Source organism: Streptomyces sp. NPDC059649 (assembly GCF_042734445.1).
In the GTDB taxonomy this organism is placed as follows: Bacteria; Actinomycetota; Actinomycetes; order Streptomycetales; family Streptomycetaceae; genus Streptomyces.
Genome location: NZ_JBHWDV010000016.1, coordinates 45,779 through 59,833 on the forward strand (window position 1 = coordinate 45,779; position 14,055 = coordinate 59,833).

13 protein-coding genes are annotated in these 14,055 nt (G+C 69.2%); 10 read left to right on the forward strand and 3 right to left on the reverse strand.

All coding sequences use genetic code 11. The annotated features are described in order from the left end of the window. Positions 1–179 precede the first annotated feature (179 nt). Positions 180–1,034 carry a spermidine synthase gene (locus ACFV1J_RS19090; protein WP_385859561.1) on the forward strand — a complete coding sequence of 285 codons (855 nt, stop codon included), beginning with the start codon at positions 180–182 and terminating at the stop codon, positions 1,032–1,034. Between the two features lie 303 nt (positions 1,035–1,337). On the opposite strand, the gene ACFV1J_RS19095 is transcribed toward ACFV1J_RS19090, so the two are convergent. Then, entirely contained in the window at positions 1,338–2,657 is a 1,320-nt protein-coding gene (locus ACFV1J_RS19095; RefSeq protein ID WP_385859563.1) for an MFS transporter, read from the reverse strand. A gap of 293 nt (positions 2,658–2,950) precedes the next feature. Between ACFV1J_RS19095 and ACFV1J_RS19100 the strand changes: the two genes are divergently transcribed. Then, complete coding sequence (locus ACFV1J_RS19100; RefSeq protein ID WP_385859566.1) at positions 2,951–3,406, forward strand: DUF4442 domain-containing protein; 456 nt, start codon at positions 2,951–2,953, stop codon at positions 3,404–3,406. A gap of 385 nt (positions 3,407–3,791) precedes the next feature. Then, the gene (locus ACFV1J_RS19105) at positions 3,792–4,442 is read left to right on the forward strand and encodes a DedA family protein (RefSeq protein ID WP_385859568.1); all 651 of its coding nucleotides are present in this window, start codon (positions 3,792–3,794) and stop codon (positions 4,440–4,442) included. 120 nt (positions 4,443–4,562) lie between these two features. On the opposite strand, the gene ACFV1J_RS19110 is transcribed toward ACFV1J_RS19105, so the two are convergent. Together ACFV1J_RS19110 and ACFV1J_RS19115 are read right to left on the reverse strand one after the other, a co-directional pair. Continuing rightward, a complete protein-coding gene (locus ACFV1J_RS19110; protein WP_385859570.1) occupies positions 4,563–4,772 on the reverse strand; it encodes a hypothetical protein in 210 nt (69 codons plus the stop codon). 154 nt (positions 4,773–4,926) lie between these two features. Next, positions 4,927–7,308, reverse strand: a complete 2,382-nt coding sequence (locus tag ACFV1J_RS19115; protein WP_385859572.1) for an AAA family ATPase — start codon at positions 7,306–7,308, stop codon at positions 4,927–4,929. A gap of 341 nt (positions 7,309–7,649) precedes the next feature. On the opposite strand from ACFV1J_RS19115, the gene ACFV1J_RS19120 reads away from it, so the two are divergent. The 7 genes from ACFV1J_RS19120 to ACFV1J_RS19150 all read left to right on the forward strand — a co-directional run bounded on the left by ACFV1J_RS19120 (position 7,650) and on the right by ACFV1J_RS19150 (position 13,802). Continuing rightward, positions 7,650–8,645, forward strand: coding sequence for an alpha/beta hydrolase (locus ACFV1J_RS19120; RefSeq protein WP_385859574.1), 996 nt, complete (start codon positions 7,650–7,652; stop codon positions 8,643–8,645). 172 nt (positions 8,646–8,817) lie between these two features. Beyond that, positions 8,818–9,174 (forward strand): DUF4333 domain-containing protein, encoded by a 357-nt coding sequence (locus tag ACFV1J_RS19125; protein ID WP_385859576.1) that lies wholly within the window; start codon positions 8,818–8,820, stop codon positions 9,172–9,174. 683 nt (positions 9,175–9,857) lie between these two features. Beyond that, positions 9,858–11,072: an ATP-binding protein gene (locus ACFV1J_RS19130; RefSeq protein ID WP_385859578.1), complete on the forward strand. Its 1,215-nt coding sequence runs from the start codon at positions 9,858–9,860 to the stop codon at positions 11,070–11,072. After that, positions 11,069–11,482 (forward strand): roadblock/LC7 domain-containing protein, encoded by a 414-nt coding sequence (locus ACFV1J_RS19135; protein ID WP_385859580.1) that lies wholly within the window; start codon positions 11,069–11,071, stop codon positions 11,480–11,482. Before ACFV1J_RS19130 ends, ACFV1J_RS19135 begins: the two co-directional genes overlap by 4 nt. Further along, complete coding sequence (locus ACFV1J_RS19140; RefSeq protein WP_385859582.1) at positions 11,479–11,859, forward strand: DUF742 domain-containing protein; 381 nt, start codon at positions 11,479–11,481, stop codon at positions 11,857–11,859. The genes ACFV1J_RS19135 and ACFV1J_RS19140 overlap by 4 nt, the downstream gene beginning before the upstream one ends. Continuing rightward, positions 11,834–12,424 carry an ATP/GTP-binding protein gene (locus tag ACFV1J_RS19145; protein WP_385859584.1) on the forward strand — a complete coding sequence of 197 codons (591 nt, stop codon included), beginning with the start codon at positions 11,834–11,836 and terminating at the stop codon, positions 12,422–12,424. The genes ACFV1J_RS19140 and ACFV1J_RS19145 overlap by 26 nt, the downstream gene beginning before the upstream one ends. A gap of 10 nt (positions 12,425–12,434) precedes the next feature. After that, positions 12,435–13,802 carry a cytochrome P450 gene (locus ACFV1J_RS19150; RefSeq protein WP_385859587.1) on the forward strand — a complete coding sequence of 456 codons (1,368 nt, stop codon included), beginning with the start codon at positions 12,435–12,437 and terminating at the stop codon, positions 13,800–13,802. Positions 13,803–14,055: the final 253 nt, after the last annotated feature.

A 14,055-nucleotide genomic window follows, 5' to 3' on the forward strand; every position in this document is an offset into this window, starting at 1 on the left:
GACGGGGCAGGGGGCGACAGACTGGGCACGACTGGACTCGGCGCAAAGCACGCGCCCACCGGCCGCACACCACCAGCCCCGCAGGCAGGCACACACCACCCCACGTCGCCATCCACCCGCCCGGCAGGCAGGCACACCACCCGCCCCGTCGCCATCCACCGGCCCGGCACAATGGAACGGTGGACGAAGCACCCGAGCCGATACCCGTCACCCGGTCCGTGGACCACGGCACCGCCAAGTTGCTGCCGGATGTCGACCGGCCGCGGGCCTGGCTGCTGACCGTGGACGGCGCCCCGCAGTCGTACGTGGACCTGGACGCGCCCACGCACCTGGAATTCGAGTACGTGCGTCGCCTCGCCCACGTCCTGGACGAGCTCGCCGCCCCCGGGCAGCCGCTCGATGTGCTGCACCTCGGGGGCGGAGCCATGACCCTGCCCCGCTACCTGGCCGCCACCCGTCCACACTCCCGCCAAAACGTGATCGAAGCCGACCGGCGCCTGCTCGCCCTGGTGACCGAAGCCCTACCGCTCCCCGACGACAGCGGCATCGCCGTACGGGCGCAGGACGCTCGCATGGCGCTTACGGAGGCGCCCGAAGACAGCGCCGATGTGATCGTGGCCGATGTCTTCGGTGGCTCGCGAGTGCCGGCGCATCTCACCTCGGTCGAGTACGCACGCGCCGCCGACCGAGTGCTGCGGGCGGACGGCCGTTACATCGCGAACCTTGCCGACAGCGCACCCTTCGACTTCCTCCGCGGCCAACTCGCCAACTTCGCCACGGTCTTCGAGCACCTGGCGCTCATCGCTGAGCCCTCAGTGCTCCGAGGCCGCCGGTTCGGCAACGCCCTCCTGGTCGCCTCGCATGCCGAGCTCCCGATTGCGCCGCTGGCCCGGCGCGTAGCCGCGGACGCCTTCCCGGCGCGGGTCGAGCACGGTGCAGCGCTCCGGCGGCTGATCGCGGACGCGGTACCCGTCGGGGATGCCGAGGCGGTGGCGTCCCCGGTGCCGCCGGCTGGTGCCTTCAGCGTCGGCTAGTGAGCGGTGACGGACGGGGCTACTGGCGGCGACGGGCAGGCGACGGACAGGGGTTTGCTGGCGGCGACGGACGGGGCTGACAGCTTGCACCTGCGTTCAGTGGGCCATGGCGGCCCTCACCGCCGCCGTCCTCACAGTGCACTGACTTACTCGGTTGGCGACTTGCTCGGTTGACGCCTCGTTTCGGTACCGATGGTGGTGTGGCGGGGCCTGGCAGTGGAGCCTTAGTGGAGCCTTGGGGAGTCCCGTGTGCCTTCCGCCGTGGGGCTGGGCCGTGTGCGCCTCCTCTATCTCCGGCAACGATTACGGAGCGTTGTTAGTTCCCGTGATTTTATCACTTTCAGTGATGACGGAGGAAGGGAGAGGGGCCGCCACAGGGGAAAGGGGTGGGGAGTTGCGGCGGGTGAGGTGGCGGATGTCGGGGACGCAGAGGACGGCGGCGGTGAGGAGGGTGATCAGGGCTGAGCAGGACCAGAGGGCGGCGGTGCGGCCTATGAGGTCCTGGACGGGGCCGGCCAGGGCGGTGGCGAGGGGGATCATGGAGACCGAGCCCAGCCAGTCGTACGAGGAGACCCGGGAGAATTTCTCCTCGGGGATCTCCTGGTGGAGGGCCATCATCCATGTCACCGAGAAGACCTCGATCGCGATGCCGGTGCCGAACATGAGGCCGGTGAGGGCGGTGGCCGGCAGAGGGATGGCGAGGGCGGCGGACGGGAGGGCGAGCGGGAAGACACACAGCGCGCCGGTCAGCAGGAGGCGACGCGGTTTGACGCGGGTCATCAGGAGCGCGCCGATCGCCGTGCCCGCACCGAAGGCGCCCAGTGCCAGGCCCCACGGGCCTGGGCCGCCCAGGTGTTCTTCGGCGACGAGTGGTCCGTAGACCGCCTCGGCTGCCGACACCACCGCGTTGACGATGGAGAACTGCACCACCACCGCCCACAACCACGGTCGCGAGGCCACCTCGCGCCAGCCGTCGCGCAGATCGTGCAGGATCCCACCGCCCGCCGCGCGTTCGGGGATGCCACGGACGTCGAGGAAGGCCCGTAGCGCGCCGGCCAGGGCGAACGAGGCGGAGTCGACGGCGAGTACCCAGCCGGGGCCGACCGCGGCGACCAGTGCGCCGCCGAGTGCCGCGCCACCGATGTTCGCGCCGCTCATGCCCATCCGGAACACCGCGAACGCGCGACCCGCCTGCTCCCCGGAGACGCTGGCGAGCAGCATGCCCTCGGAGGCCGGGGCGAAGAAGGCCTGTCCGGTGCCACCGAGCGCGGCCAGTACGGCCATCTGCCACAGGCGCGGTTCTCCGGTCAGGACGAGCCACGCGAACAGGCCCTGGGAGAGGCAACTGAGGGCGTTCGCGGCGACCATGACGTGATGGCGCGGGAGTCGGTCGGCGACCGCGCCGCCGATCAGTAGGAAGAGGACCAGGGGGATCGTGCGGGCGGCGGCGACCAGTCCCACGTCCGTGGCGGAGCCGCCGGCGGCGAGGACCGCGAAGGCGGTGGCGATCAGTGCGCCCGAGCTGCCGAGGTTCGCGATGACGGTGGCTCCGGTGAGGAGCAGATAGTTGCGTCCCGCCCAGCTGGGGCGTGTCCTCGCGCTGTGTGGTTGTCCTGGCCGCATGGGCGTCAACGATATGGGGGGAGGGGGCGGGGAGGGGTGGGAATGTCATGGGTGGGGTGCGGGTGGGGCTGGAGGTTCACGCGGGGCGCCGTGGGGCACCACGGGAACCATGTGGGATTACGGGAATGGCGGGGGATCACTGGGCTGGGGTCGATGAGGGGCCGCTGGGGTGGAACCTGGGGAGGCCGCTGGGAGGGGTGGCTCGTCGGGTGGTGGGTGTGTGGCATGACGGCGGTGAGGTCGAGGGATGCAGGGCCTTCACAACTAAGCTACCGCTAGGTAACATCAGCGGCATGTCCTCCGAGACCCTGCCGTCGATCGGCGAAATGATGGCGGCCTCCGTGCCGATGGTCCGTACGCTGAACCTCGAGTTCACCGAGACCAGCGCCGAGCGCGCCGTGGTCCGCATGCCCGACCAGTCCGACTTCCACAACCACGTGGGCGGGCCGCACGCCGGAGCGATGTTCACCCTCGCCGAGTCCGCCAGCGGGGCCATCGTGATGGCGGCGTTCGGCAGTCAGCTCGGCCGGGCGGTGCCGCTGGCCGTACGTGCGGAGATCGGCTACAAGAAGCTGGCCATGGGGCCGGTGACCGCGACCGCGGAGCTGGGCCGGCCGGTGGCCGAGGTGATCGCCGAGCTCGACGCCGGGGGGCGCCCGGAGTTCCCCGTCAATGTGTCCATATCGCGCGAGGACGGCGCGGTGACGGGCGAGATGAGCATCGTGTGGACCCTGCGGCCGAATAGCTGAGCCGCTCACCGCCTCGCGGGTACCCGTTGACCTTCGCGGGTACCCGTTGACTCGTTCACGGGGCTCGGCCTCCTTTGCGTGGCTCTCCTCCATCGCGTGGTTGCTCCTCCGTTACGGGCTCGGCTCCTTTACGGGCCGGGCGTCCCGCAAGTCCTTCCGGGCTTCGGTGCGCCGCATGACTTCACGGGTCTCCGTGCGCCGCAGGTCACGCGTCTCGGTGTGCTGGGGGCCGGATGTCGCTGACCGCACGTGGATTCGGCCCTCGCAGGATGCGATCGAGTACGCTGCCCGGGCGTGCTGCGGCGCGCCAGGGGATCGAGCGGCACTGGTGTCGATGGACACGGGGCCACGGCCCACGGGGCCCTAGACAGCGGAGGAATCGGCGTTGCACATCCAGGAGTGGCTCGAGACCGTACCGGCCGTGAGCGTCTATCTCCTGGTGGGGGTGGTCATCGGGCTGGAGAGCCTGGGCATTCCGCTGCCCGGCGAGATCGTCCTGGTCAGCGCTGCAATCCTCGCCGCCACCCAGGACCACATCAATCCGTTCGTGCTGGGTGCCTGCGCTTCCGTCGGTGCGATCGTCGGCGACTCCATCGGCTATCTGATCGGCCGCAAGGGCGGCCAGCCCCTGTTGCATTGGGCCGGCCGCAAGTTTCCCAAGCACTTCGGTCCCGATCACGTGGCGATGGCGGAGTCGAAGTTCGACAAGTGGGGTATGTGGGCGGTCTTCTTCGGCCGCTTCATCGCGCTGCTGCGTATCTTCGCCGGCCCGCTCGCCGGCGTGCTGAAGATGCCGTACTGGAAGTTCCTGATCGCCAACGTGCTCGGCGGCATCGTCTGGGCCGGCGGTACGACCGCGCTGATCTACACCGTGGGCATGGTTGCCGAGCCGTGGCTCAAGCGGTTCTCGACGTGGGGGCTGGTGGCCGCCGTGCTGTTCGGTATCGGCTCGTTCCTGGTCATGCGGCTCCGGGCGAAGAAGGCGGCTGCGGCCCGCGAGGCGGAGGAGACGCCGGTTGCCGCCACGGTTGACTGAGCGATCGCTGGCGGAGCGATTGCGCGATTGAGCGGCCGGATGACTGGATGGTCGAGTGGTCGAGTGACTGGTGCGGTGGATGCGGTCGGCCCTTGGGACGGCACGGTTCGCTGGTGAGCCTCAGGGCATGATCCAGACGTCGGGGCCGCCGTCGCGCCATTCGAAGACGCCGGTGTCGTCCCAGACGAACTTGCTGGTGCAGAAACCGGCCCGGCGCAGCATCGCGGCCACGTCACCGGGGCGCAGCGCCCGTCCCAGGTCCTGACCGTAGAGCGTCACACGGCGGCCGCCGGTGGACGGCGGATGGACGATCACGGGGGCGCGCTTCATGTCCCCAGGGTGCGACCGGACGCACGCCTTCGCATCCGGAAAGCGATCGCGACATCACTCCACGTGACCAACTCAATAGGGGCATGGTCAACTCGGTATGACCAGGTGGCGTGACTCCCAGAGGTGGCACGTGTGCGTCGCTTGGTCACCGTGCTCATCCGGCGTGCTCCCCGGCCCGGCGGTCCCGGTTGCTGGCCCGCTCCCGGACGCTGTCCCGCTCCCGGCCCCGGTCGATGTCGCGGTCGCGGTCCCGGTCCGGGTTTCTGTCGCGCCCCTTGGGGCGGTGGGGCTGCCACCATGGTTCGCTCGTCGCGTCGTCGGATGGGGCGGTGTCCTTGCGTACCGCGCGGCGCAGGTCGGCGAGCAGGTGACGGGCGCCGGTGATGAACAGGGGGTCCCCGACGAGTTTCTTGGCGACCAGGGCCTTGCGGCAGGCGCGTAGGGCCGCTGCCGGGTCGCCGTGCGCCCGTTCGGTCAGGGCAAGGGCGTAGAGGATCGTCGAGTAGAGCCAGAAGTCGCCGTCGGAGTGCCGGGTCGCCCAGGCGCGGCGGGCCGCCGTTCTGGCGCGTGCCGCGTCGTGCGGTGCCAGGGCGATCGCGAGCAGTGCCCGGCTGTGCGCCGGGCCCGGGCCGAACCACGGGTCCCGGGAGTGGTGCCGGGCGGCCTCCTCCAGACAGGCCACGGCCGTCGCGGTGTCCTGACGGTACAGGGCCAGTACCGCGTGGGCGTGCGCGATCCGGGCCAATCCGTCGGAGTCGGCGTGCATCACGGCCGCCCGCCACGCCTGGTCGAGCAGGTTCTCCGCAGTGGCGGTGGCATGTTCCTGCGCCGCCAGATAGCCGGCCAGCCACAGCGCCCGGGCCCGCAGCGCGGTGTCATCGCGGGAGAGCAGCAGCAGCCGGTCCAGATGGGCCCGCCCCTCTTGCCGGTAGCCGCGGGCCGCCCAGTGGAACCACAGGGAAACCGCGATCTCCAGTGCGCCCAGTGCGTCCTCGGCGTCCTGCGGGGGATGGGTCAGCGCCGCGTCGAGGTTGTGCTGTTCGTCCTCGACGAGGCACACCGCGACCTGCTGGTTCGGTCCCTGCCAGGCGATCTGCGCCTCGGCCGCCAGGGCCGCGCACGCCTGCCGGAACCGGCGCCGCGCGGCGGGTTCCTCGCCCGCCTCACGCAGCTGGGTCCGGCCGAAGTCGCGGGCGGCGCGCGGGAGTCGGTAACGGGGTGGCAGTGCGACCCCGGTGTCGGGATGTGCACCGCCCGCGTCCCGTACGCATTCGACCACCGAGGCGCTGCGCAGCCGTTCCAGCGCGCCGTCGACGGCCGCTGCAGGAACGTCACTGCTGGTGCAGACGCAGCCGGCGAGCCACGGGTCGAAATCGCCGGGGAGGATCGAGAGTCTGGCCCAGACCCGGCGGTCGGTGGGCGAGCAGAGGGCGTAGCCGGCGGCGTGTGCGGCGTAGAGCGAGGTGTGTCGTACGGTCGCCGCCGGTCCCGAGTAGAACAGCGCGCCGTCCGCGCCCACATGGACGGCCAGCTGGGGCAGCGACATCCGGTCGAGCTGATGCGCGGCCAGGGCGATGGCCAGGGGTGAGCCCTCCAGGGCCTGGCACACCGTGACCAACAGCTCCGGTGCCGCGGGCCCGGTGTGTGCGGCCAGGAGCTCGACGGCCGGCCCGGCGATGCCCTCGCCGAGCGTCACGGGTAGTGGTGCGATCGCCGCGACCCGCTCCTCGGGGAGGCCCAGTGGCCGACGCGCGGTTGCCACGACCCGTAGCCCGGGGTCGGCCCGCAGCAATCGGCGGACGAGTTGTGCGCACTCGTCGAGCACCGGGTCACAGTCGTCCAGCAGCAGGGTCGCGCGGTGCCGTCGGCAGTGTGCGGTGAGCGCCTTGATGGCCCCACCGGGCGGCGCCGGAGCGGGAGTTGAGGCCGCCGGCCGCTCTGGCCGGGCCGCTGGACTCGTACGGCCGGCCGATCCCGAACGGCCGGCCAGGTCGCAACGGTCTGTCGAGTCTGAACAGTTCGCCGAGTCCGAATCGCTCGCCGAGTCCGAACGGCCAGCCGATCCTGAACCGCTCGCCGAGTGCGAACGGCCCGCCAAATCCCCACACTTCACCGAGTCTGAACCGACCGCCGATTCCGTACGATCTCCTGAAGCTGGCCGACGGCCTGACGGATCCGCCGCCCGTTCCGCTCGCCCGCGTCCCCCGTTGCTCACGCAGGGGTGTGCGGTGTGGTGGGCGAGGGCGCGGGCGGCCTCGTGGTGGGCGGCGGCGTCCGGGAGGCCGGCCGCGCGCAGCAGGGCGTCGGTGACGCCCCCGCCGGCCGGTCCGTCCCAGCAGCTGATCCGGATCACCGTGCCGTCGTGCCGGGCGGTGTGCTCCTCCAGGACGGCGCGGGCCAGCACGCTCTTGCCCACCCCGGCGGGCCCGGTGAGGGTCACCAGCGGAGCGGTGTCCAGCAGTCCGGACAGCTGCTGGTGCTCAACGGCCCTTCCCACTACGTCGGTAAGGGGCAGTCGATCGGCCCACGCGGTCATCGGTCATTCCCAACTACGGCGCGGAATCGCGCCTTTGCTCGGTCCGGCACGGCGGGTCGCGCTCGTGCGATCCAGCTCTCCACGATGCCAGAACCGACCGTCCGGTAAACAGGGAGCGGCCTTACCGAACGGGGGAAACCGGGACGGCGGCTTTGACGTCATCGGCCGTCCGTTGTGGGAGGAGGGGGGTACCTGCAGGTCATATGGGGTGGGGCAGACGCTGGGGGCCCGCGGGGCGAACGTACAGTGGTGTCTTTCGATGGGTGCCGTGGGGTGCCGTTGTGTGCCGTGGTGGCGGTGTGACCGCCCACGGCCGGCCCAGGACCGAGGAGATCGTCCCGATGAAGCGCGTGTTCCTCAGCGCTGCGACAAGTGTGGTGGCCATGGGAATCCTGGCCGGTTGCGGCGGTGGGGTGGACACCGTCGATGCGTCGGGGGTCCCCCGGTTACCGGCCCGTGCCGCGGACGCGATCAACGGGGCGCCCCGGGTGGTGCCGCCGCGCGGTCCGCGCTCGGTCTTCACGCCCTTCCGTACGACGGGCGATGACGGCACCCAGGTCGTCAGGACGACATGGCGCGGCCGGAAGTCCGGGTTCACCGGGGACATCTGGGCGTGGGTGCCGCCGCAGTACCAGCAGCGCCGGTACGCCAACAGCGGCTTCCCGGTGCTGATCGCGCTACCGGGTGCGTACGGCTATCCCTTCAACTACTGGGCCGGGGCGCCGTTCGCACTGGAGGAACGGATCGCGGAGTGGTCCCGGGAGGGCAAGACGCTCCCGTTCATCGTGGTGATGCCGGTGCTCAACCCGGAGCGGAAGTACTACGACGGCAGCGACATCCCGGGGCAGCCGAAGATGGGCACCTGGCTGACCGAGGACGTGCCGGACTTCGCGCGGGCCAACTTCCGTACGTACGCGAGCCGTGACGGCTGGGCCTTCATGGGGTCGTCGTCCGGGGGGTTCGCGGCGCTCAAGGCCGTGCTGAAACAGCCACGGACGTTCAAGGCGGCGATCGTCAACGGGCCGGACACCGCCCCCGATTCGCCGATGTGGCGGGGGCATCCGGAGGAGATGCGCGCCAACGATCCCCGCCATCTGGCGCGGCAGTTGGCCGCGCACCGGGAGCCGGAGGTCTATCTGGCCTTCGAACTCGGCAGCAGGGAGGCCGCGGTACCCGATGTGAAGCGCTTCATCAGGGACTATACGGGCGGGCCGATCCACTCGACGTTGTTCGAAATACCGGATGGTGTGCACAGCGCGCACACCTACATCCAGCGGATGCCCGAATCTCTGCACTGGATCAGCGAGCAGATGCAGGGACCCGTACCGTCGGCCTGACTTCCCCGCGGTTCGGGGCGTCGCCCGTCGGGCCCGGGGCCCGACGCCCCGTGGCCTGGGTGGCCGCAGGGTTGGGGGGCCGGTGTTGCCGCGATCGGACGGGCAGTGAGAATGGTGCGTGTCCCGGCCGTGGGTGCGGCGGGGTGTCCGGGTACCCGTTGGAGGGAGAGTCGTGCGGAAGCTGCGAGCGGCCGGCCTGCTGCTGGCCGGTACGGCTCTGCTGGCGGGCAGCTTCGCGGCCGGTGACCGGTGGCTGCGGGACCGGGACGCGACCAGCGAGGTCAACGGCGTGACCGATACCGTTCCGCGCGCCGAGGTCGCCCGCTCCATCTCGGGCCATCTGTCGCTTCCGGTGATCCCCAGGGGGCCGCGCTCGGTCGACTGCGCGCGGGACCTGCGGGCGGTCGAGGGAGCCCGGACGCACTGCACCGCCCATTACCTGCGCGGGACGGACCGCGGCATGACCGTACGTGTCGTCCGGGTGCGCGGTGACAAGATCACCTACGTGCATGACGCCCCGCACCGCTGACCGCCGTCTCGGCGCCTCATCGCATGACGCCCGGCGCTGCTGACTGCCCTGTCGGCACTTCGTCGTATGACCCTCGGCGCTGCTGACTGCCCTGTCGGGACCTCGTCGCGTGACGCTCCGCACCGCTGACTGCCGTCTCGGCGCCTTACCGGGGCCCGGCGTCGCCGGATGCTGCTGGGCTCTCGGCCAGGTCGTCGGCCCGCATGCGTCGTTCCGGTCGCACTCCTTACGTGCGTTCGCGCCTGCCGTGTTCGCTCGTGATCGTTGCGATCGCTACGGCTCCAGTGGCCGGCGAGTTGCTAGCGGTTCGTCAGGAAGTGGCCGGTCGGGTTGCCGCGACGACCGGCAACGGCGCCCAATGGACGCAAAACCGCCCATTGTTGATTCAGCATCAGGTGAAGAACAGTTCACATCGCCGTTGTACGGCGGCCGTTGGCGTGATGCTAAGATCATCGCACTTGCCAACGGGGTAGTCACCTGCTATGGCAAGAAAAGAAATCCGCGCATTGGCCTATGAAAATCGCCACCCCCGGGGAGAACGATGCCATTAGCCGGCCCTTTGATGGCCCTCTGGCAGGCGACTGCGCGCGGCCGTTCCCGTATGTCAGGGATGTGGTGAGTGATTCCGTACACCGCAGCCAGACATACGACATCTGGTGGCTCCGTCGTCCGAAGAGAGTCCTATGACGCCATACTTTCAGGATCCAGCGCTGTGGGCATTGGTCGCTGGTACCCCTGTCGCCGCAACCGCGATTATTCGCGGACGAATGAAGATCGCGGAGCTGAGAAAAGAGAAGGTCGAACTCAAGCAGCACTACGCGAATCTTGAGGACCACTACGCGGAGGCCGTGGAGGAGGCGAAGGATCGGGCCGAAGAGGCCACCAAGACGACTCTGAAGGCCGCCATGCGGACCCTGCAGGGTCTGGCGAGTGAGCAGCAGCTGGCGATTTCCAAGCTGCAGGAGACGTATGGCGAGCACAAGATCCTGCAGGATCTGCTCGACATCGACCACATGAATTCGCAGTTCGCGCGGCGGGCCCAGTCCATCGCCGTGCTCTGCGACGGCTGGCTCGGCCGGCGCCGTCAGGACGCCTCGCTCTACGACGTGGTCCGCAGCGCGAAGGGACGTATCCGTCACTTCACGCGCGTCGAAATCCGGTCGCAGAGCCATTTCGGCATCGTGAGCCGCGCCGTGGAACCGGTGGCGCTGGTACTCGCCGAACTGCTGGACAATGCGACCAGCTATTCGGCGCCCGAGACGGTCATCGAGATCAATATCCGACCGGTGCCCAAGGGCGTCTGCATCGTCGTGGACGACGCCGGTGTCGGCATGAACGAGGAGGAGAAGGCGCGGGCGGCCCGGCTGCTGTCCAGCGGGAATTCCGCGAGCGTCTCCAGCCTCGGTAATCCGCCGCAGTTCGGATTCACCGTCATGGGTGTGCTCGCCGCCCGGTACGGCTTCAGCGTCTCGGTCGACTCCACGTCTCCGTACGGTGGCGTGCGCGCGGTCGTTCTGCTCCCCGACGATCTGCTCACGTCCCTGCACGAGCCAGAGGAGAGTCCTGCCGTGGCCGCGTCGAACCCGTTGCCGCCCGAGAACCCTCCTGGTCAGGCCGCCGAAGTGGCCGCCCGTGGTTACCGCGGGCCGGCCCCGTCGGCCCCCGCCGCACCGCTCGCCCCGGCCGTCGCGCAGGCCGAGCCGGAGACCACCGCCGGCGGGCTGCCCAAGCGCCGCCGCCGCGGTGCGATCTCCATCGTGCCGGCCGAACCGGAGAACGACCGGACCCCGGCCAGGGACAGTGCACGGGCCGCGTCCGTGATGGGCGCATTCCAGCGCGGCACCCAATCCGGCCGTCGATCCACCGATGCAAGCAGTGAAGGGCATGAGGTTCAGTGAACTACGATCTGTCGTGGATGCTTGACAGTGCTCTGGAATTGCCCGAAGCACAGCATGCCATTCTCGTCTCCGCCGACGGCCTTCTCATGGCCCGTTCCAAGGAGGTCGGCCGGGATCACGCCGACACCGTTGCCGCGGCGATGAGCGGAATGCAGTCGCTGAGCCGTACGGTCGCCGACTTCTGCAACGGCGGCGCGCCGACGGTCCGTCCGCAATGGCGCCAGACGCTGGTGGAATTCGACCACGGCTGGGTTTTCCTCATCTCGGCCGGTGAAGGCGCCTATCTCGCGGTTTCGGCCTCTCCCGAGGTCGACATGGCGGAGATCACCTTCCGTATGCAGCAGCTGGTCGGCCAGCTCGGCAAGGCACTGACCAGTCCGCCGCGTGAGAGGGCCGATATTCAGCCATGACGACCGCTGACGAGTCGGAGCTGGAACAGGAAGCAGCTGAATTAGTACGGCCGTACGTCATCACCAACGGCCGTGATCTCCTTGATGATCAGAAATTTTCTTTGATCACCTTGGTCACCGTGCACCCCGAACCGCCCCGCACCAGGCCGCTCGACCCGGAGCGGCTCAGCGTACTCGACCTCTGTTCGGGCGGTTTCCTGTCCATCGCCGAAATCGCCGGGCACACCCGGCTCCCGGTGGGCGTCGTCAAGATTCTGGTGTCCGACCTCGTACAGGAGGGCCACCTCTGTTCCCGGGCGCCGATACCCAGCGCCCAGCTTGTCGACCGGCAAATCCTTGAGGAGGTGCTGAATGGGCTCCAGGCTCGCTTTGGATGACGGCGTGTACCTGCGCAGTTCAGTGCAGACCGCGGCGAAGATCCTGGTGGTCGGGCACTTCGCCGTGGGCAAAACCACGTTCATCGGGACGATGTCCGAGATTCCCCCGCTGCGTACCGAAGAGGTAATGACCCAGGCGGGTGCGGGAATTGACGATCCGAAAGGTGCGCCCGGCAAGACCACGACGACCGTCGCCATGGACTTCGGCCGGCTCACCCTCAGTGAGCAGCTGGTCCTGTATCTGTTCGGAACGCCCGGGCAGCAGCGCTTCGTTCAGGTGTGGGAGGACATGACGCGCGGAGCGCTCGGGGCGCTGGTCCTGGTCGATCCCCAGCGTCTTGAGGAGTCCTTTCCTGTCATGGACCTGGTGGAACACTACGGACTCCCGTACGCCATCGCCGTGAACCGCTTCGACGGGACCCCCGCGCATTCGCTCGACGAGATCCGCGAGGCGCTGGACCTGCTTCCTGAGACACCTGTTGTCAACTGTGACGCGCGGGACCAGCGTTCCTCGGCGGATTCCCTGATCGCGCTCGTCCGCTATCTCCAGTCCCGCCTCAACTAGGAGTTCAGGCATGCATTCTCCTTCGGAATTCGAGACTCCACCGCCGGGCTGCCCGGCACATGCCGACGGTGCGGCAGCCCCGCTGTACGGCCCCGAATTCGCCGCCGATCCGCACGGCTTCTACGAGCGCCTCCGGAAGCACGGCCCCGTCGCCCCCGTCGAGCTCGCTCCCGGCGTGGCGGCGGAGCTCGTCACCGACTACGCCACCGCGCTGCACATCCTGCAGAACCCGGACACCTTCGCCCGCGACTCCCGCCGCTGGCGTGCCCTGAACGAGGGCTTGATACCGCTGGACAGCCCCGTGCTGCCGATGATGATGTACCGGCCGAACTGCATGTTCTCCGACGGTGCCGATCACCTGAAGCTGCGCCAGGCCGTGACGGACAGCTTCGCGCGCCTGGACATGCACCGGGTGAGCCGGCACGTCGACCGGGTCGCCGCCTACCTGATCGACCAGTTCGGTTTCCGCGGCAAGGCCGACCTGATCGGTGACTACGCGCAGGTGCTGCCACTGCTGGTCTTCAACGACCTGTTCGGCTGCCCGGCGGAGCTCGGCGACCGGCTGATCAGTGCCATCTCCAACCTCTTCGACGGCGTAGACGTGGAGCGGGCCAACGAGGCCATGGCGGGTGCCCTGTTCGAGCTGGTCACGCTGAAGCGCACCAGCCCCGGCGAGGACATCACCTCATGGCTGATGCAGCACCCCTCGCAGCTGTCGGACGAGGAGATGGTCCACCAACTGGCCCTCCTCATAGGTGCGGGTACCGAGCCGGTGCAGAACATCATCGGCAACGCGCTGCGCCTGCTGCTGTCCGACGAACAGTTCGCCGACGGTCAGCAGGGCGCCGGCGTCCTGGTCGAGGACGCCATCAACGAGGTGCTGTGGAACAGCCCGCCGATCGCCAACTACGCCACCCACTACCCGGTCCACGACGTGGAGATCGCCGGCAGCAAGCTGGCGGCCGGCACGCCGGTCCTCATCAGCTTCGCGGCGGCCAACGCGGACCCGAGCCTGTCCGCCTCCCGGCAGACGTTCAGCAAGCGGGCGCATCTGGCCTGGGGAGCGGGAACGCATGCCTGCCCTGCCAAGGACCCGGCACTGCTCATCTCCATCAGGGCCATCGAGAAGCTGCTGAACACGCTGCCCGACGTCGAGTTGGGCGTTCCGGCGGACACCCTGACCTGGCGTCCCGGTCCGTTCCATCGCGCGCTCAACGCACTGCCCGCCCGCTTCACCCCGGTGCGCCACACCCGGCGTGAGGCGATGCAGACCGAGGGCCACGGTCCCCGCCCGGGAGACGGGCAGGTTCAGGAGGCCAGGGGCAGGTCGCAGAAGGGCAGTTGGTGGAGTGGGTTCCTCAACTGGTGGCGGGTGTGATTTTTGCGACAGCGTAAAGGTTCGTTGACCGCATGAATGTTCAAACGTGGGGGTATGCAGCGTTGGCGATTACTGTGTGATCTCCTGGAAGAAGGTGTCGCCGTGGAGCCCGCTCTGGCCACGACCCCCGTTGACCGACGCAGCGTGGTTTCGCTCTTCTCCCGTCTACGCACGGCCGATGGCCAGGCAAATCCCTTGCCCTGGTACGTGAAACTCAGAGGGATGGGGGATATGGTCCCGGCGCCTTGGGGCG

Coding starts and splice junctions, on each gene's coding strand:
- ACFV1J_RS19145 (WP_385859584.1), top strand. CDS start 11,834: ATGGGCTCCAGGCTCGCTTTGGATGACGGCGTGTACCTGCGCAGTTCA.
- ACFV1J_RS19110 (WP_385859570.1), bottom strand. CDS start 4,772: ATGAAGCGCGCCCCCGTGATCGTCCATCCGCCGTCCACCGGCGGCCGC.
- ACFV1J_RS19140 (WP_385859582.1), top strand. CDS start 11,479: ATGACGACCGCTGACGAGTCGGAGCTGGAACAGGAAGCAGCTGAATTA.
- ACFV1J_RS19100 (WP_385859566.1), top strand. CDS start 2,951: ATGTCCTCCGAGACCCTGCCGTCGATCGGCGAAATGATGGCGGCCTCC.
- ACFV1J_RS19130 (WP_385859578.1), top strand. CDS start 9,858: ATGACGCCATACTTTCAGGATCCAGCGCTGTGGGCATTGGTCGCTGGT.
- ACFV1J_RS19120 (WP_385859574.1), top strand. CDS start 7,650: ATGAAGCGCGTGTTCCTCAGCGCTGCGACAAGTGTGGTGGCCATGGGA.
- ACFV1J_RS19115 (WP_385859572.1), bottom strand. CDS start 7,308: ATGACCGCGTGGGCCGATCGACTGCCCCTTACCGACGTAGTGGGAAGG.
- ACFV1J_RS19150 (WP_385859587.1), top strand. CDS start 12,435: ATGCATTCTCCTTCGGAATTCGAGACTCCACCGCCGGGCTGCCCGGCA.
- ACFV1J_RS19095 (WP_385859563.1), bottom strand. CDS start 2,657: ATGCGGCCAGGACAACCACACAGCGCGAGGACACGCCCCAGCTGGGCG.